At 57.5% G+C, this 18,885-nt stretch carries 16 protein-coding genes; 6 read left to right on the top strand and 10 right to left on the bottom strand.

The genetic code is table 11. The features are described from left to right. Nucleotides 1-81: 81 nt before the first annotated feature. The 7 genes from selB to fdnG all read right to left on the bottom strand — a co-directional run bounded on the left by selB (nt 82) and on the right by fdnG (nt 9,758). On the bottom strand, nt 82-1,923 hold the full coding sequence (gene selB / locus AC6HVW_RS18915) for a selenocysteine-specific translation elongation factor (RefSeq protein WP_071682704.1): 1,842 nt from the start codon (nt 1,921-1,923) through the stop codon (nt 82-84). Then, complete coding sequence (gene selA, locus AC6HVW_RS18910; RefSeq protein ID WP_071682769.1) at nt 1,920-3,311, bottom strand: L-seryl-tRNA(Sec) selenium transferase; 1,392 nt, start codon at nt 3,309-3,311, stop codon at nt 1,920-1,922. Before selA ends, selB begins: the two co-directional genes overlap by 4 nt. A gap of 71 nt (nt 3,312-3,382) precedes the next feature. Further along, nucleotides 3,383-4,033: a DcrB-related protein gene (locus AC6HVW_RS18905; protein WP_071682703.1), complete on the bottom strand. Its 651-nt coding sequence runs from the start codon at nt 4,031-4,033 to the stop codon at nt 3,383-3,385. 192 nt (nt 4,034-4,225) lie between these two features. Then, nucleotides 4,226-5,155, bottom strand: coding sequence for a formate dehydrogenase accessory protein FdhE (fdhE, locus tag AC6HVW_RS18900; RefSeq protein ID WP_071682702.1), 930 nt, complete (start codon nt 5,153-5,155; stop codon nt 4,226-4,228). Further along, nucleotides 5,152-5,790 (bottom strand): formate dehydrogenase cytochrome b556 subunit, encoded by a 639-nt coding sequence (gene fdoI / locus AC6HVW_RS18895; RefSeq protein WP_021181336.1) that lies wholly within the window; start codon nt 5,788-5,790, stop codon nt 5,152-5,154. Before fdoI ends, fdhE begins: the two co-directional genes overlap by 4 nt. After that, complete coding sequence (gene fdxH / locus AC6HVW_RS18890; RefSeq protein WP_021807291.1) at nt 5,787-6,698, bottom strand: formate dehydrogenase subunit beta; 912 nt, start codon at nt 6,696-6,698, stop codon at nt 5,787-5,789. The genes fdoI and fdxH overlap by 4 nt, the downstream gene beginning before the upstream one ends. A 12-nt stretch (nt 6,699-6,710) precedes the next feature. Then, nucleotides 6,711-9,758 carry a formate dehydrogenase-N subunit alpha gene (gene fdnG / locus AC6HVW_RS18885; protein ID WP_080661084.1) on the bottom strand — a complete coding sequence of 1,016 codons (3,048 nt, stop codon included), beginning with the start codon at nt 9,756-9,758 and terminating at the stop codon, nt 6,711-6,713. A 173-nt stretch (nt 9,759-9,931) separates the two neighbouring features. Between fdnG and fdhD the strand changes: the two genes are divergently transcribed. The 5 genes from fdhD (at nt 9,932) to AC6HVW_RS18860 (ending at nt 15,281) form a co-directional block, all read left to right on the top strand. After that, nucleotides 9,932-10,759 (top strand): formate dehydrogenase accessory sulfurtransferase FdhD, encoded by an 828-nt coding sequence (gene fdhD, locus AC6HVW_RS18880; RefSeq protein WP_039996103.1) that lies wholly within the window; start codon nt 9,932-9,934, stop codon nt 10,757-10,759. A gap of 128 nt (nt 10,760-10,887) precedes the next feature. Continuing rightward, nucleotides 10,888-11,511, top strand: coding sequence for a superoxide dismutase [Mn] (gene sodA, locus AC6HVW_RS18875; RefSeq protein ID WP_186486348.1), 624 nt, complete (start codon nt 10,888-10,890; stop codon nt 11,509-11,511). 246 nt (nt 11,512-11,757) lie between these two features. Next, nucleotides 11,758-13,680, top strand: a complete 1,923-nt coding sequence (locus AC6HVW_RS18870) for a methyl-accepting chemotaxis protein (RefSeq protein ID WP_071682700.1) — start codon at nt 11,758-11,760, stop codon at nt 13,678-13,680. Nucleotides 13,681-13,780: 100 nt separating this feature from the next. Next, entirely contained in the window at nt 13,781-14,452 is a 672-nt protein-coding gene (gene yiiM, locus AC6HVW_RS18865) for a 6-hydroxyaminopurine reductase (RefSeq protein WP_071682699.1), read from the top strand. 49 nt (nt 14,453-14,501) lie between these two features. Then, complete coding sequence (locus AC6HVW_RS18860) at nt 14,502-15,281, top strand: class I SAM-dependent methyltransferase (protein ID WP_186486349.1); 780 nt, start codon at nt 14,502-14,504, stop codon at nt 15,279-15,281. Between the two features lie 319 nt (nt 15,282-15,600). On the opposite strand, the gene AC6HVW_RS18855 is transcribed toward AC6HVW_RS18860, so the two are convergent. Both AC6HVW_RS18855 and AC6HVW_RS18850 read right to left on the bottom strand, forming a co-directional pair. Continuing rightward, a complete protein-coding gene (locus tag AC6HVW_RS18855; RefSeq protein WP_024483275.1) occupies nt 15,601-15,963 on the bottom strand; it encodes a YibL family ribosome-associated protein in 363 nt (120 codons plus the stop codon). A 67-nt stretch (nt 15,964-16,030) separates the two neighbouring features. Then, nucleotides 16,031-17,500: an aminotransferase-like domain-containing protein gene (locus tag AC6HVW_RS18850; protein WP_071682697.1), complete on the bottom strand. Its 1,470-nt coding sequence runs from the start codon at nt 17,498-17,500 to the stop codon at nt 16,031-16,033. A gap of 136 nt (nt 17,501-17,636) precedes the next feature. On the opposite strand from AC6HVW_RS18850, the gene AC6HVW_RS18845 reads away from it, so the two are divergent. After that, nucleotides 17,637-18,245, top strand: coding sequence for a LysE family translocator (locus AC6HVW_RS18845; RefSeq protein ID WP_021181345.1), 609 nt, complete (start codon nt 17,637-17,639; stop codon nt 18,243-18,245). Here AC6HVW_RS18845 and AC6HVW_RS18840 read toward each other — a convergent pair. Beyond that, complete coding sequence (locus tag AC6HVW_RS18840) at nt 18,242-18,799, bottom strand: MltR family transcriptional regulator (RefSeq protein WP_024483278.1); 558 nt, start codon at nt 18,797-18,799, stop codon at nt 18,242-18,244. The genes AC6HVW_RS18845 and AC6HVW_RS18840 overlap by 4 nt on opposite strands. Nucleotides 18,800-18,885: the final 86 nt, after the last annotated feature.

Here is an 18,885-nt window from a genome sequence, read left to right as displayed (position 1 = left end):
GAGAAATGGCGAAACAATGCTCAAACGCATGAAGGGTGTCACAATCTTTTAAACTGGGTGCAACAATATGCACCCATAATTTCAACCACCAAACAACCCGCGATCCCGTAGCAGATGCTGATTTCCCTTGCGCCGGGTAAAGCCGCTGCGATCGAAGAATTCCAATACCTGGATCGCCAGCTTGCGGCCAACCCCCAGCCGATCGCGGAAATCACCGGCATTGGTGCTGCCTTGCGTGGCGTCCAGCTCGCGGATCATTGCGGCAAACTGTTCGATACGCTGGCTGAGGTAGTAGCGATCGACCACCACGGCGGTGACGTAGCCAAGCTGTGCCGCCTTGCGCAACGCGGCGCGAACGCTGTTTTCCTCTTCGCCCAACGAGGCGGCCAGATCGCGCACCCACCAGGGATCGTCACCAAACAGCGGCTCAATGCGGCTCCACAGCGCCTGTTGCTCGCTGCTGAACGCCAAACCGTGGTCTGGCAGATGCAGCCAGCCGCGCGTATTGCGCAGCAAACCCGCCGCCAGCAGCCGATCGATCATCATAAATACCAGCGGCTCATGCAGCGCCGGTAACGCCATACGGCGCAGACGAGCGCGCCCCAGGCCTAGCTGATCGGCATGTTGCTGATGGTATTCGGCCAACACCTGCAACAGGCGTTGCTCATGCGCTTGCACGTTGGTTGGGGCTAGCGCCATGTCGCCGGAGATCATCAGGGCATAGCCCGCCAGCAGTTCCTGCAGGCCCTCATCCGTCAGTTGCCGTGCCCAGGCAAACGCGGCCAAATCCAGTGCGCCACCCGGCAAACGCAAATCCAGCACCTGCCCATCGCTGGATGCCTGAGCCAGCGCGGTCAGCCAGGCCAGATATTCCGGCTGACGCTTGCCACGTTTCGGCGAGGAGAGCCCCAGCACGCGCGCAGCGCCCAACGTTTGGCGCGCGCTGATATCCCGCAGCACCAACCGATCGTTTTCCACCAGCCACAGCGGACGATCGAGGATCAGCTCCGCCAGGTTATCGGCCAGTAGCGCAATACGCCCGGTGATATGGCTGGCGGCATGGTGAATATGCAGCGACTGCCAGTGCTGTATCGGCGCATCGGCCTCTATCACCACCAGAATACGCTCTGCCGCCGCTGGCGGTTGTTGCGCCAACAGCCAGTCGCCCCGCGTTAGCTGGTCTTTGCTGACGTCACCGCTGATATTCAGCGCAATGCGCTGTCCGGCAACCGCCTGTTCTGTCGCCTGATTCTGCGCATGCAAGCCGCGCACCCGCACTGGCACGTCCGCACCGGTCAGCCACAGCGTATCGCCTACCGCCACGCTGCCGCCCAGCGCCGTCCCGGTCACCACCAGCCCGGCACCTTTGACGCTGAAGGCGCGATCCACTGCCAGGCGAAAACGACGGGATAGTAAGTGCTCACCGGGTTGCAGCGCCAACAGATGCTGGCGCAGCTCATCAATGCCTTCTCCCAGGGCCGCCGCAGTAACAAACACCGGCACATCATGCCAGCCCTGCTGCGCCAATTCGGCCAACACCTGGGTTTGCACTTCGGCGATTCGCGCAGGCTCCACACGGTCGGCTTTGGTTAACGCCACCGTCAACTGCGCTCTGCCGCTCAGGCGCAGGATCGCCAGGTGCTCGCGGGTTTGTGCCATTACGCCATCGTCGCAGGCCACCACCAGCAGCGCATGGTCGATACCGCCAATGCCCGCCAGCATGTTAGCGAGGAATTTTTCATGGCCGGGAACGTCAATGAACCCCAGCACGCGGCCATCGGGCTGCGGCCAATAGGCATAACCAAGATCGATGGTCATGCCACGGCGTTGCTCCTCCGGCAGGCGATCGGCATTGATGCCGGTGATCGCCTGCAGCAGGGTAGTTTTGCCGTGGTCGACATGGCCAGCGGTGGCGATAATCATGCGCTCAGCGCCTCAACCAGTGCGCCCTCCTGTTCCAGGCAACGCAGATCGAGCCACAGTTTGCCGTCGTTGATACGGCCAATGACCGGCTGCGGCAAGCTACGCCACTGCTGGGCCAAGCCTTCTAAGGTTGCGCCCCGGCCATCTAGTGGGGTAAAGGTCAATGCGTAGCTCGGCAGGCGATCTACCGGCAACGAACCGCTGCCAATCTGTGACCAGCACGGCTCACTGCGCAGCTCGAAGCGGCCAGCAAACCGCGGAGCCAACTGGCTTTGCAAACGTTCGGCAGTTTCCTGCATCTGTTGCTGTGGGCGGGTCAGTAAGCGCAAGGTAGGTAAATGTTCTGCCAGTAACTCTGGCTGTTGATACAACCGCAGCGTGGCTTCCAGCGCCGCCAGCGTGATTTTGCCGACGCGCAGGGCGCGCTTGAGTGGGTGCTGTTGCAAACGGGCGATGAGTTCTTTTTTGCCGACGATAATCCCGGCCTGCGGCCCGCCCAGCAGTTTATCACCGGAGAAGGTCACCAGATCGACACCTGCAGCGATCAAGCGTTGCGGCATCGGTTCGGCTGGCAAGCCGTATTGCGCCATGTCGATCAGCGAGCCACTGCCCAAATCGGTCGCCACAGGAATGCCGTGTTCGTGGCCCAACACCGCCAGTTCACTTTCATCAACCGCAGCGGTAAACCCTTGAATACTGTAATTACTGGTGTGCACCTTCATCAACAGGCCGGTTTGCTCGTTGATGGCGGCACGATAATCTTTCAGATGTGTACGGTTGGTGGTGCCGACTTCCACCAGTTGGCAGCCAGCCTGGCGCATGACGTCCGGGATGCGGAACGCGCCGCCAATCTCCACCAGCTCGCCACGTGATACCACCACTTGCTGGCCCGGTGCCACTGCCGCCAGCATCAATAGCACCGCCGCCGCGTTATTGTTGACGATGCAGGCATCTTCCGCCCCGGTGAGCTGGCAGAGCAAATCCGCGATGGCCCGATCGCGATGCCCACGGCCTGCGCCATCCAAATCGTATTCCAGCGTCACGGCACTGCTCATGGCACTGACCACCGCATCCACTGCCGGTTGCGCCAACAGCGCTCGCCCCAGGTTGGTATGCAAAACGGTGCCGCTGAGGTTAAATACCGGTTGCAACGCCGGGCGCTGCTGTTGTTCCAGGCGTGCCTGTAGCGCCTGCGGCCAGTCCTGACACCAGGCGGGCAGCTGTTGCTGCGTCTTGATGGCTTCACGCGCCTGTGCCTGCATCTGGCGCAGTAGTTCGCTGATAAGCGTCTGGCCGTGTCTGGCGACGGCGGGTTCAACCGCAGGATCGCGCAGCAGGCGGTCGATGGCAGGTAACTGGCTGTATAGGTGCTGGGATTCAGTGCTCATGGTCACTCGATTTTTCAGTGTCCGGTTATCGGCAAACTGGCTTATTGGCGTGCCGAGCTAAACCAGTCAGGTTATTTAACCTGCATGGTATCAATAATTCGCTGTACCAGGGCATGATGTAGATCCGGTGTTTTAGCTGGTGTTAACAGCTGCAACGTCACGACCCGTTTATTGAACACCGTCAACACGATGGTGGAAACCAGTTTTTGCCCGTTGACCGTCTGTTCAGTATCCAAACGATGGAACTTCTGCTTACCGACGGTGAAATTCTCTTCTTTGGTTTTCTTGATGTTCTGATAGCGGTCGGACAGCTCGGTAATGATGCTTTGCGTCAGCTCTTTGAGCATCGCATCGCTGGTATTGATCTTCATGTCTGCTGGCGGGATCACTTCCGAAGCGACAGTGCGCTGGCGTGATTTGCTGTCGAGAAACAGCTGAATGGTCGACTTGTCGTCGTTGATGATGCCGCTCAGCTTGGTCTGATCGCTGAAGCCCGGCGGCAGTTCAAAGGTGATTTGGCCTTTTTGCAGCGAGACGTTCAGGCCTGGGACGGGCTTGGGTTCTTCCACCGGCGGCGCTGGAGCTGGCGTTACGGGTTGTGTCACTACCGGTTTTGGCGCGGGGGCGGTGACTTCCGGCTTTTTGCTGTCCTGATTATCGCAGGCTACCAGCCCGGTAAGCAGCACGGCTAGCGCCGCGCCTTTGGCAAGGGTCTTCAACATCATGTCTTCCTTTCGCGTTACGCGTCTTGACGTAACGGTAGCAACTCGCTTGCCGGTTTGCCAGATGTCTAATCCGAAAGTCGCTGCGGCCCCCTCATGCCCCCTCTCGCTAGGGAGAGGGGGCTGCAAAAGTGATGGAGTTGAGTTGAGCAATTACCGTGGCAAGGGTCGAATAAAAAAACCCAACTGTCATTATTCCCCAGGGAACAGGAACGGGTTGATACTGCTGCGCGCAAAGCCTTCCTCTTCCATCTTGGCATCGAGGATAAGCGAAGCCAGATCGTCGGCCACCGCCTCGACCTTCGGGTCCTTCTCCTGATAGAGGATCTTCAGGTAGGTGCCGCAATCGCCACAGCTTTCCGCTTTCACCGCCGCCTGCTCACTTTCCAGTGACCAGTAGTTGAGATCGCCGGTTTGCTCGCAGTTGCTGCATTTCACCCGCACCACGTGCCATTCGCTCTCGCACAGGTTGCAGTGCAGATAGCGCAGGCCGTTCACGGTACCAAGATGCACCACGCTGGAAACCGGGATACTGCCGCACACCGGGCAGAACTGGCGATGCTCGCCGTACTCGGCCCGGGCCTTGCCAGGGATCTGGCTGGCCATCTGCGTCCAGTACAACGACAGCGCTGCCCAAAGGAACGGGGCTTTGTCGCTGCCTACTTTGGCAAACTCGCCTTTCAGCAGGGCGCTGGCCAGCAGCTCCAACTCATGGGACGAGGATTTCTCCAGGTTATCCAACACCGCCAGCACGTGTTCCGGTGCCTGCGGGCGCAGTTCTGCGATCAGCGATGCCAACAGCTTGTGCCAGTGTTCGCTGCGTGGATAAACGCTGATGTCCAACGGCGGCTTGCCGCTGGCGGCGCTCTGGGTCAGTGTTTCGCCGAGATCCAGCTCCAGCGGATTATCGTGGCAGGCGTTGTGCTGCGCCTGTGCAATGCTGGCGGCAAAATTGAGATAGTCACCCAGCGGATGGTCTGCGGCCAGTTGCTGCAGACGTTCGGCTCGGCGGGTATAAAGGCTCTTCAAGTTGGCGAAAAGTAACGGCGGAATAGTTTCCGCCGTTGAAGACTTTTCACGCTGTGCCCCTAACTGCTCTTTAGGAACGATGCGGATACTCATCTGGGTTTGTCTTCCTGTTGTTTCTCGCGGACCTCACGGTACCAGCGCGGGTGATGCTTCTTGGCCCAGGCAGCCGGCACCCAACCTTCCACCATCGCGGTAATGGTGCCTTTTACCCACAACGCGGCGTAAATGTGCACCATAATCACGATGATCAACCCCACCGCTGCCAACGAATGCACCACCAACGCGATGCGGATCAGCGGAATGGAGAAGGAGGGGGCAAAGTATGGCCGCCAGATAACGATACCACTGGCCAGCAACAGCACCAGACTGATAATCGCCGCCCAGAATACGCACTTCTGACCGAAATTATAACGCCCAGTGTCACCCACTTCCTCATTCATGGCGATTTTGTGGATGTTTTTCGCCCAGACGATATCTTCCCGGTTGATCAGGTTATGCTTCCAGTAGCGCAGGAACATCAGCAGGAACGCAACGAACATCAACACCCCGGTGAAGGGGTGAAGGATGCGTGCCAACTGTGGCGTACCAAAGATATTCATCAACCAGTTAAAGGACGGGAACAGGAACCCCAGCCCGCTGATGGCGGCAAAAATAAAGCAGAACGCCACAATCCAGTGGTTAATCCGCTCCGGCGCGCTGTAGCGCTGAATTGGCTTTTCCTTCCTCATTTGCGCGTCTCCTCATCATGATGCTCGTCCTTCGGATCCTGCTCTTCCTCTTCTTCAACGCGGTTTGGCCCCACGCCAACGTAGTGGAAGATACTGGCCGCGAAGGTGGCAGCAAACCCGATGGCAGCCAACGGTTTCCAGACCCCTTTCCAGAAGGTCACCGCCGGGCTGATGGTCGGGTTATCCGGTAAACCGTGATACAGCTGCGGTTTATCGGCGTGATGCAGTACGTACATCACGTGGGTGCCGCCCACGCCTGCCGGATCGTATAGACCGGCATTCTGGTAGCCACGGGTTTTCAGTTCATCGACACGTTCCGCCGCGACATTTTTCATCGCTTCTTTGGTGCCGAAGTGGATCGCCCCGGTCGGACAGGTTTTCACACAGGCCGGTTCCTGGCCAACGCCAACGCGATCGACGCACAGGGTACATTTGTACACCCGGTTGTCTTCTGCATTCATGCGTGGCACGTCGAACGGGCAACCAGCGATGCAGTAGCCGCAGCCGATGCAGTGTTCGGACTGGAAATCGACGATGCCGTTGGCGTACTGGATGATGGCCCCTTCCGATGGGCACGCCTTCAGGCAGCCCGGATCGGCACAGTGCATGCAGCCATCCTTGCGGATCAGCCACTCCAGCTTGCCGTGCTCCTCAACTTCCGAGAAGCGCATCACCGTCCACGATTTGGCGGTCAGATCGGCGGGGTTATCGTAAACCCCGACGTTGTGCCCCACTTCATCGCGGATATCGTTCCATTCAGAACAGGCTACCTGGCAGGCTTTGCAGCCGATACAGGTCGTGACATCGATCAGCTTGGCCACTTCTTCCTGGTGATCGCGCGCGCGCGGTGCCGGGGTGAAGCCATTGGTGGCGGATTTACGAATGATGTCTTGAGATTGCATTGCCATAATTCGTCTCCGTTACACCTTTTCCACGTTAACCAGGAACGCCTTGAACTCTGGCGTTTGCGTATTGGCGTCGCCGACAAACGGCGTCAGCGTGTTGGCGATAAAGCCTTTCTTCGCCACCCCTTCGTAACCCCAGTGGATCGGGATGCCGATGGTGTCCACGTCCTGGCCATTCACCTGCAGAGTCCGAATACGTTTGGTCACCACTGCCTTGGCCTTGATATAGCCACGGTTGGAGCTGACTTTGACCGTATCGCCCTGCTTGATGCCTTTTTTCTCAGCCAGTTTTTCACCAATCTCGACAAACTGCTCCGGCTGGAGGATCGCGTTGAGCAACGCATGTTTGGTCCAGTAGTGGAAATGTTCGGTCAGGCGATAGGTGGTACCGACATACGGGAACTTGTCGGATTTGCCCATCGCAGCCAGATCGTCTTTGAACACGCGCGCCGCCGGGTTGGACACCACGTTCGGGTGCAACGGGTTGGTGCCGAGCGGCGTTTCAAACGGCTCGTAGTGTTCAGGGAACGGTCCTTCCGCCATTTTGTCGATGGCAAACAGGCGGCCCATGCCTTCCGGCTGCATGATAAACGGCCCAACGTCACTGCCCGGTGCGGCGGCGCTGTAGTCCGGGATATCCACCCCGCCCCACTTGGCACCATCCCATTCCAGCAACTGGCGTTTGGCATCCCACGGTTTACCCGCTGGATCCGCAGACGCACGGTTATACAGGATGCGGCGGTTCAACGGCCATGCCCAGGCCCAGCCCAGCGTGTTGCCAAGGCCAGAAGGATCGGCGTTATCACGGCGCGCCATCTGGTTGCCCGCTGGCGTCCAACTGCCTGCGAAGATCCAACAGCCACTTGCCGTGGTGCCGTCATCACGCAGGTGCGCAAAGGTACTGAGTAGTTCGCCTTTCTTCACCAACACTTTGCCGTCTGGATCGAGAACATCCGCCAGCGCCCGGCCATTGCTCTCCATCGCCACTTCTTCTGGCTTCGGATTTTCCGGGGTCAGGTAATCCCAGGACATGTTCAGCAACGGCTCAGGGACCGCACCGCCGTCACGGGTGTACATTTCGCGCAGGCGCATCAGCAGCCCCGCCAGAATTTCACCGTCGTTCAGCGCTTCCCCTGGGGCATCGGCCCCTTTCCAGTGCCATTGCAGCCAGCGGCCAGAGTTCACGATCGAGCCGTTCTCTTCGGCAAAGCAGGTGGATGGCAGGCGGAACACTTCGGTCTGGATTTTCGATGGATCAACGTCGTTAAACTCATCGTGGTTCTGCCAGAAGTTGGAAGTTTCGGTGTTCAGCGGATCGATGGTCACCAGGAACTTCAGCTTGGCCAGTGAGGCCACCACTTTGTTCTTGTTCGGGAACGACGCAACCGGGTTAAAGCCCTGGCAGATATAGCCATTCACTTTCCCCTGCGACATCATCTCGAAATACTGCAGCACGTCGTAGCCTTTGTCCCACTTCGGCAACCAGTCAAAGCCCCAGCTGTTATCTTTCTGCGCTTTGTCGCCGTAGAAGCTCTTCATCATGCTGACGAAGAATTTCGGGTAGTTGCTCCAGTAGTTGACCTGGCCCGGCAGCAGCGCCTTCGGCGTGTTGGCTTTCAGGTAGGTTTCCAGATCGGCCTGCTTCTCGGAAGGCAGCGTCATGTAGCCCGGCAGGCTTTGTGACAGCAGACCCAAATCGGTCAGACCCTGGATATTGGAGTGACCACGCAAGGCGTTCACACCACCACCTGCCATGCCCATATTGCCAAGCAGCAGTTGGATCATCGCCATGGTACGGATGTTCTGCGCACCGACCGAGTGCTGTGTCCAGCCTAGGGCGTAGAGGAATGAGGCCGTCTTGTCGTTGGCGCTGGTTTCGGCGATATATTCGCACACCTTGATGAAATCTTCGGTTGGCGTGCCGCAGATGTTGGTTACCACCTCTGGCGTATAACGGCTGATGTGTTTTTTCAGCAGGTTCCACACGCAGTTCGGATCCTGCAGCGTAGTATCACGCTTGGCGAAGCCATTCTCGTCGAGCTGATAGTTCCAGGTGGTTTTATCGTATTTGCGATTTTCCGCGTCGTAGCCGCTGAACAGGCCGTCGTCGAAAGTGAAGTCTTCCCGCACCAGCAGGCTGGCGTTGGTGTAGGCGTCCACGTATTCGCGGTTAATCTTGTTATTGGTGATCAGGTACAGCAAGACGCCCGACAGGAAAGCAATGTCGGTACCTGAACGGATAGGCGTGTAGAAATCCGCCACGGATGCAGTACGGGTAAAGCGCGGATCGATGACGATCAGCTTGGCTTTATTATGAATTTTGGCTTCCATCGCCCAGCGGAATCCCACTGGATGCGCTTCTGCCGCATTACCACCCATGACAATAATTAAGTCGGCGTTCTTGATATCAACCCAGTGGTTGGTCATCGCACCGCGACCAAATGTTGGAGCAAGACTTGCTACCGTTGGTCCGTGTCAGACACGCGCCTGGTTGTCTACGGCAAGCATGCCGAGAGCGCGACTAAATTTTTGGGTCAGCATACCGGTTTCGTTGCTGGAGGCCGAAGCACACAGCATCCCGGTCGAGAGCCAACGGTTTACCGTTACGCCAGCGGCGTTGGTGGCTTCGAAGTTGGCATCGCGGTCTTCTTTCATCAGTTTGGCGATGCGGGTGAAGGCGTCGTCCCAGCTGATGCGTTGCCACTTGTCTGAGCCTGGAGCGCGATATTCAGGGTATTGGAGACGGCTTTCGCTGTGGATGAAATCCACCAGACCTGCCCCTTTCGGGCAAAGTGCACCACGGTTTACCGGATGGTCTGGATCCCCTTCGATATGGAAGATGCTCTCTTTGGCGTTTTTGGCGCCATCACCAAGGCTGTACATCAACAGCCCACAGCCGACGGAACAATACGTGCAGGTATTACGGGTTTCACGGGCGCGCAGCAACTTGTACTGCCGGGTTTCCGCCAATGCCACCGCCGGGCTAAAGCCCAGTGCAGCTACCGTGGTTCCTGCCATACCGCCAGCGCAGATCTTAAAGAACTGCCTTCTGCTGACCTGCATGGGGGGTCTCCTTTCTCTCTCGTGTTGTCACATTGTTTCAAATGACGCTTTCCCCCTCAAAGCGGGAAGCGCTAAAATCACTATTCTTATGTGGGTATTGGCCAAATGGGCCGCAACGGCGCCGCAATAATACCATAGCAGGCGTAGGGTTGTTACAAACAGGTGCCAGGAAAGTGAACAAAATTAACCAAGAGCAGCCCACAAATGTGAACGCGCTCACGGGCCTGATCCAGGCTCCGGTGTACCAGCGCGGGCAACTGACCACCAAAGAGCAAGATTGGCTCGCCGAAGAGGTGCCGGTCGCGTTGGTGTATAACGGCATTTCTCACGTGGTGATGATGTGTACGCCAAAGGATCTAGAGGCGTTCGCCCTCGGTTTTTCCCTCTCGGAAGGGATTATCGACTCGCCACGGGATATCTTCAGTATAGAGGTTAATCCCACCTGCAACGGCATGGAAGTACAAATCGAGCTTTCCAGCCGCCGCTTTGCCGGGCTGAAGGAGCGCCGCCGGGCGATGGCGGGCCGCACAGGTTGCGGCGTTTGTGGCATCGAACAGTTGGCGGATATCTTCCGACCGGTCACACCGCTGCCCTTTACCCAAACCTTCTCATTGGCCAATCTCGATCGCGCCCTTGACCAGCTACGTCAGGTGCAGAACGTCGGCCAGTTGACGGGTTGTACCCACGCCGCAGGTTGGATCTCACCGCAGGGTGAACTGCTGGGCGGCTGCGAAGACGTTGGCCGCCATGTGGCGCTGGACAAAATGATCGGCATACGCGCCAAACAGGGCTGGCAGCAAGGGGCGATCCTGGTTTCCAGCCGGGCCAGCTATGAGATGGTGCAAAAATCCGCCATGTGCGGTGCCGAGATCCTGTTTGTGGTCTCTGCCGCCACCTCGCTGGCGGTGGAAATCGCCGAGCGCAGCAACCTGACATTGGTTGGTTTTAGCAAGCCAGGCAGGGCAACGGTGTTTACACACCCGCAGCGTATTACCGATTAAGACTTAATCCATACAGTCTGTAGGGCATTGATAATCATTTTCAATATCATTTAATTAATTATAATGCATCATACTGCTTACGCGGTGCTCACATTTTGCGCCGCCCTACACTACTGGAGATGATGATCATGAGTTATTCACTGCCATCCCTACCTTATGCTTACGACGCACTAGAACCGCATTTCGACAAGCAGACGATGGAAATCCATCACACCAAACACCACCAGACCTACGTCAACAATGCCAACACCGTGCTGGAAGCTTACCCTGAGCTGGCTTCGCTGAGCGTAGAAGAGCTGATCCAGGATCTGGATAAAGTCCCTGCAGACAAGCGCACCTTTATGCGCAACAACGCAGGCGGCCACGCTAACCACAGCCTGTTCTGGAAAGGTCTGAAAACCGGCACCACGCTGGATGGCGATCTGAAAGCCGCTATCGAGCGCGATTTCGGCAGCGTAGAGAAATTCCAGGAAGAGTTCGAGAAAGCCGCCGCCACCCGTTTCGGTTCTGGCTGGGCTTGGCTGGTGCTGAAAGGCGACAAGCTGGCCGTGGTGTCTACCGCTAACCAGGACAGCCCGCTGATGGGCGAAGCCGTCTCCGGCGCTTCAGGCTTGCCAATCGTTGGCCTGGACGTGTGGGAACACGCTTACTACCTGAAATTCCAGAACCGTCGCCCTGACTACATCAAGGCATTCTGGAACGTGGTGAACTGGGACGAAGCAGCCAAACGCTTCGCCGAAGCCAAGAAATAATTTGGCGTTCCCCTATGGATTTCAAGCTGCAGCTAGGCGACAAGCTTACTCATCCCCAGGAGCTTACTTTTCGTAAGTGACTGGGGTGAGTAAGTGCAGGTAACAACGCTGCAGCTTGAAAGACGACGGGGATATCTCTGATGATGCCCGCTGATGCGGGTATCTTTTTGCCCATTTCCCGCTAAAGTTTAACCGCTTCTTGCCGATGCTTTGTTCAATTGTCTAACGCCTAAAGAGGGATAAATCATGGCGGCATTGCAAGCTTTGGCAGGAAAAATCGTTCATCTCACCGTAGGTAAAAAGCTCGGACTCGGGTTCTCTCTAATGTTGATACTGGCGATCGTTATCGCTGGTACCGGGATAACCTACCTCAATCTTATCGAATCACGCAGCGACCGCATCGATTTCAGCTATCAGTTAACGGGCGAAATCAGTCAGGCTAAATACACCCGTGCCATGTTTAGCCAAAATTACAACACCGACTACCTTGAACGTAACCGCAAACATATCGAAAACGCGTTGCAACTGGCCAGCCACGCGCAAAACCTGAATTGGGATGCGCAAAGCCGCAAGGATCTGGAGCTTTTGGTGGTGTTGCTGGGTAACTATGAGCAACAACAGAAAATGTTTGCCAAAGCCGTGGTGGATAAAGACGCGGTACGAGCCAGCTGGAACATGTCCGAAGTTCAGGACAGCCTGAGCCAGGTTGAACGTCAGTTGGGGGCTACCGATCTGCAACTGGCGTTTATCCAGTTGAACCAGAAGCTGACCCAGATCCGCTACTATGCCCGTGGCCTGGTGCTGCAACCCAACCGCGACTCCGAAATCCCATTGCTCAGCGCCATCGACGACGCCCGCAGCGCCGCCAACACGCTCAGCCAACGCCTGAACGAGTCACAACGCCCGTTGCTCCAACCTCTGTTGACCGTGCTTGACGAGTATAAAGGCCACATCGCGGCCTACCTGCCCGCCGTTGAGAATGAGATCAAGATCAGTAAACAGCTCGGCGGCTACGCTGACGAGATCGGTACGCTGGTCAATAATTTCATGAAGGATGAGCTGACGCAGACCCATAACAATATCAATACCGCGCAATGGCAGATGGGGATCACCACGGCGATCGCCATTCTTGCTGGCCTGCTGATATCATGGCGTATCACATTGCAGATCACTCGCCCCCTCAACAGCACCCTGGAACTGGCAGAACGCATTGCCAAGGGTGATCTACGCCAGGCACAAACCAGCACTCGCCGTGATGAACTGGGCCAGTTGCTTAACGCCGTCGCCGCTATGAGCCAGAACCTGCGCGATATGATTGAGAAAATCCAGATGGGGGTCAGCCAGGTCTCCACCGCCGCCGGGGAAATCGCTGCAGGCAATACCGATCTCTCTTCACGTACCGAACAGCAGGCCGCCGCGGTGGAAGAAACCGCCGCCAGCATGGAACAGCTCACCGCCACGGTGAAGCAGAATGCCGACAACGCCCATCACGCCAACCAGCTGGCGACCGATGCCTCACAAACCGCACAGCAGGGCGGCAAACTGGTCAGCAACGTCGTCAGCACCATGCGGGATATTTCCAACAGTTCGCAGCGGATCGCCGAAATTACCACCCTGATCAACGGCATTGCCTTCCAGACCAACATCCTGGCCCTGAACGCCGCCGTAGAGGCCGCCCGGGCGGGTGAGCAAGGGCGCGGTTTCTCGGTTGTCGCCAGCGAAGTCCGTAATCTGGCCCAGCGCAGCGCCCAGGCGGCGAAAGAAATCGAAGGGTTGATTACCGAGTCGGTCAACCGGGTACAGAGCGGTACCGCACTGGTGGAAGACACCGGCAACACCATGGAGCAAATCGTCCGTTCGGTCACCCACGTGCGCGATATCATGGCTGAAATAGCCGCCGCCTCCGATGAACAGACCAGAGGCATCGCACAGATTGGTCAGGCCATCGTGGAAATGGATCACACCACGCAGCAAAACGCCGCGCTGGTGGAAGAGTCTGCCGCCGCTGCCGATTCACTGGAAGAGCAGGCTGAGATGCTGCTGCAAAGCGTCTCGGTATTCCGTTTGGCGGACAAGGCTGCACCAGTGGAAACCAAAACCACCCAGCTCAAATCACCATCAATGGCTAAACCGAGCACCAGCGCCGAAGACAACTGGACGACCTTCTAACCCCTCCGCCCGCCCGGTGATTTCCGGGCGGGTTATTCTGTTCCTCCCCCTCGACTCAGGCTATGCTAGACGGCATTAACGAGCGTGAATGGAGGCCAGCATGCACCACCCAGACGTCTATCTCGGTTCGATTCAACCTTATGAAGGTGGCCGCCCCAGCGCTATCGCCAAACGCCTGGTGGAGGGTACGCTGAAGCTTACCCCATTGGGTCTGGCGGGCGATGAGCAGGCAGAAAAAAGCTACCACGGCGGGCCTGACCGCGCCCTTTGCCACTACCCGCGCGAGCATTACGACCACTGGCGTGAACAGTTCCCCGCTCAGGCAGAACAGTTCTGCGCACCTGCCTTTGGTGAGAATATTTCGACCCTCGGCCTGACCGAGCATAACGTGTTTATGGGGGATATTTTCCGCTGGGGAGAAGCGCTGATCCAGGTAACCCAACCGCGCTCTCCGTGTTTCAAACTCAATTACCATTTCGCTATCGACGATATTTCGGTGCTAATGCAGCAAACCGGCCGCTGCGGCTGGCTGTACCGCGTGGTGTCGGCCGGATCGGTCAGTGGCGACCAACCGCTGGAACTGGTGACCCGCAATAGCGACGTTTCCGTCGCACAAGCGATCGGCATCGCCTGGCACATGCCGTTCGATGAAGAGCAATACCTCCGTTTACTGTCGGTCGCGGGGCTGTCGGCCAGCTGGAGCAAAACCATGCTGACGCGCATCACCAGCGGCAAAATCGAAGACCTCAACCGCCGTCTGCTTGGCCGTTAACCGGCGCCAGGCAAAAGACATCCATCGAGCTGGATTAGGGAGTTGCGTTATGGCTACATCACCTCATTCCATTCATCACGCGGCTGCGGCTGGCTATCAGGCCAATGCGGATCGCTATGTTTTAGGTCGTCCGGATTATCCAGCGGAGATCGCCGATTGGCTGCGTGAGGTACTCGAGCTACAGCCCGGTAAGACCGTCATCGATCTGGGCGCAGGCACCGGCAAGTTCACTCCGCGCCTGCTGGAGACCGGTGCCAACGTCATCGCCGTTGAACCGGTGGCGCCGATGCTGGAAAAGCTGGCGGCAGCATTCCCTCAGGTGAAAACGCTGGCAGGTACCGCCGAATCACTCCCGCTGCCGGATGAGTCGGTGGATGCCGTGGTGTGCGCGCAATCCTTTCACTGGTTTGCCACACGTCAGGCGCTGGCGGAAATTCAGCGCGTGCTGAAACCCGGCGGCAAGCTTGGTCTGGTGTGGAATATGCGCGATGCGCGGGTTGGCTGGGTGCGCAAACTCAATCAGATAGTCGATCGCCACGAAGGGGATGCGCCGCGTTTTTATACCGGTGAATGGCGCAGGCTGTTCCCTTACCCGGGTTTTGCCCAGCTACAGGAGCAGGTGTTTATGCTGGGGCATAGCGGAGCGCCGGAAGATGTGATTTATAACCGTGTGCGATCCACCAGCTTTATCGCCGCGTTGCCGCAACAGCAGCAGGAACAGGTGATCGAACAGATCCGCCAGTTGGTGGCAGAGGAAGAGGAACTCCGGGGGAAAGAAACGCTCACGGTGCCTTACCAGACCTGCGCGTTCTTTACGACCAAGGCCTGAGCATGCCCCTCACCCTAACCCTCTCCCACAGGGAGAGGGGACCGATCGAGTTAGGCTGAAAGTAGCGTGACTCTTCATCAGCACCGGCTGATTCACCTTGGTTGAGGGGGCGATCGCGGTTGCTGAGATTACCACCGTTCTCTCAACAGAGCAGGGGCTATCCGCTCCTAAGGAGAGGGGACCGATCGAATTCGTTAATTGCTTTGCGTAATACCTTGCCTTTCTGGTTCTGCCCCCCTACTTTCCGAAGTTACGCGGACTAACTACGCACTCGGGACAGCTCCCTCTCCCTGTGGGAGAGGGTTGGGGTGAGGGGTAATCAGAACGCTTTTTTGGCGTAGCCGGTAACCACTTTCAGGCCCATCTCGCGGCCAAGTGCGGTCATTGGATGCACCACGATCAGGCCACGGGCGCTTTTCTTCAGCGTGCCCATATCCGCCTGCTCTTTCTTGGTGATCTCACGACTGAACGGCAGTTGGCTCAACTTTTGCGCTTCCGCACTCAGTTTTTCCACGCGCACGTTTTTCAGGCGCTCAATCTCGGTCTTCAGCTTCTCTTTTTCTTTGAGATGTTGCGCAATCAGGTCGGTGTTACCCTGCTGGATCACCACGGTGTCTTTGTGGTTCAGTGCGTCCAGCAAATCGCTCAGGCGCTTAATCTCGGCTTTTTCTTTCTCTTTCATCGTCTCTGGCCTGTTTTGTTCTATGGCGTAAAAAATATTTCGCTAGTGTAGCAAAATGCACGGCAGGTTACTCCTCACCTTGCGCAATTCCCGCAGGCAGGCCGCTCATCTCGCAGGCTTTTGCCCCCACCCGCGCCAGCGCCTGGGTGTAACGGGCATTAAATGGATAGCAGCAGGAGAGCCGCAGCCCATTATGATAACGCCCACTGGGAGAATATAGCGTACCGGGCGTCAGGCAGATCTGCTCATCCAGCAACTGATGGAATAGCGCCACCGTGTCCACCCCTGCTGGGAACTCGACCCAGAACACAAACCCACCGGCAGGCTGAGTCGCTCTTGTCCCGCGCGGGAAATGGCGGGCAATCAGCGCCCTGGCCTCTTCCACCTGCGCCGCATAGCGTTTGCGCAAATTGCGCAAATGATGATCGTATCCCCCCGCCTCCAGGAACATCGCCAGCGTTTCCGACAGCAAGTGCGACTCCGACATCGAAGACACCGCCTTCAGCTTGCGCAGCGCCTCACTGAACCGCCCGCCGACCACCCAGCCGATGCGGAAATCCGGTGCCAGCGTTTTGGTGAAGCTGGAGCAAAACAGCACCCAGCCGTCGCTATCGAACGCCTTCACCGCTGGACTGAGCGCGCTGCCAAATTGCAGCTCGGCATACAGCCCATCTTCGATCAGTGGCACTTGATGATCGTTCATCAGGCGTGCCAGCCGTTTTTTCGACGCCAGCGGCATAGTGCAACCCAGTGGATTCTGTATCGTCGGCATAGCGATGACCGCATTTAGCCGTTTCTCCTGCAACAGTAATTCCAGCGCATCCAGCGACAGGCCATGCTGCGGGTCGGTGGGGATCTCCAACGCTTTCAGCCCCAGGCTGGCAAGCAACGGCAACAGGTAAAAATAGGTCGGCGACTCCAACCCCACGCAATCGCCCGGCTTGGTGGTAACCCTGAGCGCCAGTTGCAAGGCTTCCATGCAACCGTGTGTCAGCGTGATGTCACTCGGCTCCAGCAACATGCCCAACGTCATCGAACGCCGGGCGATCTGCTGGCGCAACCTCAGGCTTCCCGGCGGCAAAGCGTATTGGCCAATCAGATTAGGCTGGCGGCGTAACTGTGATGACAACATCCGCCCCAGCTTGCCACCGGGGTAAAAATCCACGGTTTGCGGACAGGCGAGCGACAAATTGGTGAAGGCCGGGTTCTGTTGGGCGGCGAAAACCGTATCGATCAGGGCCAGCACATCATCCGCCGGTTGCTCTACCCGATTACTGGGTGCCGACGCCGTTTTCAACGCAGGCAAGGTCGCCCGCACGTAAAAGCCAGACTGTGGCCGCGCCTCGATCAACCCCCGGTCTTCCAACTGGCGATAGGCTGCCACCACGGTATTGATGCTGACGCTGTGGCTCTGTGCGCAACGGCGCACCGAAGGCAGGCGGCTACCGGGCGGTAAAGTGCCACGATGGATAGCGGCCGCTAATGTCTCCGCCAGTTGCAGGTAGCGGGTTTCGGGGATCTCGTCGAGCAGGGTCACAATTTCTCTCCAGGCTATGGGTACAGTTTGAAATTAGCGTAACTGTAACCATGACAATAGCTGATTTCTGGTTCTGTCACCATCGCCCCACAGCCCTTATGCTGGTGATCACTCCCAATCATGTATGGAAAACCTTATGCTGGACTCTGCTTTTATCAGTTACGTGACCGTGATGTCGATTACCCCTGGCCCCAATAACCTGCTGCTGGCTTCGTCCGGCGTCAATTTCGGCCTGCGGCGTACCTTACCGATGATGTTTGGTATCAGTCTGGGCTGTGCGACACAGTTAGCCCTCACCACGCTATTGCTGGCGTTGATCCTTAACTGGGCCGATACCATCCGCTTTCCGCTGGCGGTAATGGGCTGTGCGTACCTGTTGTGGCTATCGTGGAAACTGTATAAGGCGGCTTCGCCGGATGCTAAACAGCAGGCGCGGCCAATGCGCTTTATCGGCGGAGCCTTGTTCCAGGCGGTGAACCCGAAAGCCTGGCTGATGGCCATCAACGTGGCGATCCTGTTCACTCCCCATGAAGGGGCGACGCTGCATCAAACGCTGTTAACCATCGCAGGCTTCACTGCGGTGAATGTTCCCTGCATCTTGATCTGGGCGTTGATGGGCGATCGGCTACGCCACGCTCTGCGTGTGACCTGGAAACTGCGGTTATTTAACGGCGTGATGGCGGGCTTGATGGCAACAACCGCATTATGGCTGCTGTTTGACGAGTGGCGTGCGCTGATGGCTTAAGGTTTTTGAGCACCGAGCGGGGAGAGCCGGGAGGGCTGCTTGGCGCCGATTTCCGCCAGCAGCTCGGTAATCGACAGCACCATGGTAGAACGCACCATCTGCTGGTAACGCTGGTGTTGCATGGCGATCAACGATTCATCCGCCTCGCCGGGCTGTAGAAACGTGGGGACCGGCGGCAACGCGCTGACGCAGTGAAGCTCACCGAAGGGGCCGAGTATCTCATCATCAATAAAGCGATATTCCGAACCGTCGTGGTTCAGCTCTTCACGCATCGCCATCAGCAGTTCGGCATCTTCGTATTCATGGCGGGAAATCACCCCCAGCCCGTACATCAGCTTCAGACGTACCGAAAGTTCACCGAGCGGCCCGGCACCGGACAACAGAGGTTCTACGGCATATTTCACCGCATAGTCATCTTTACGGAAAACCTGTACCACCAAGACGTTAAGCGCTTCTGCCAACAGCTCGACCGCTGCGATCAGAAAACTGCGCACCGTCTTGCCAGCGTTCAGCTTTTCCAGAACCTTGTTTTCGAATGCCTGTGTCTCGATCATCTTCGCTTTTCGAATCGCATGGGCGGTGTGGTCATTCGAGCGCCTCCCATTAACCACAGGAAGTGAGCCCGAATGGGGGGCAAAGA

It is taken from the genome of Serratia sp. NCCP-200 (genome assembly GCF_059697885.1).
This window is presented reverse-complemented; position numbering and strand designations above follow the sequence as displayed.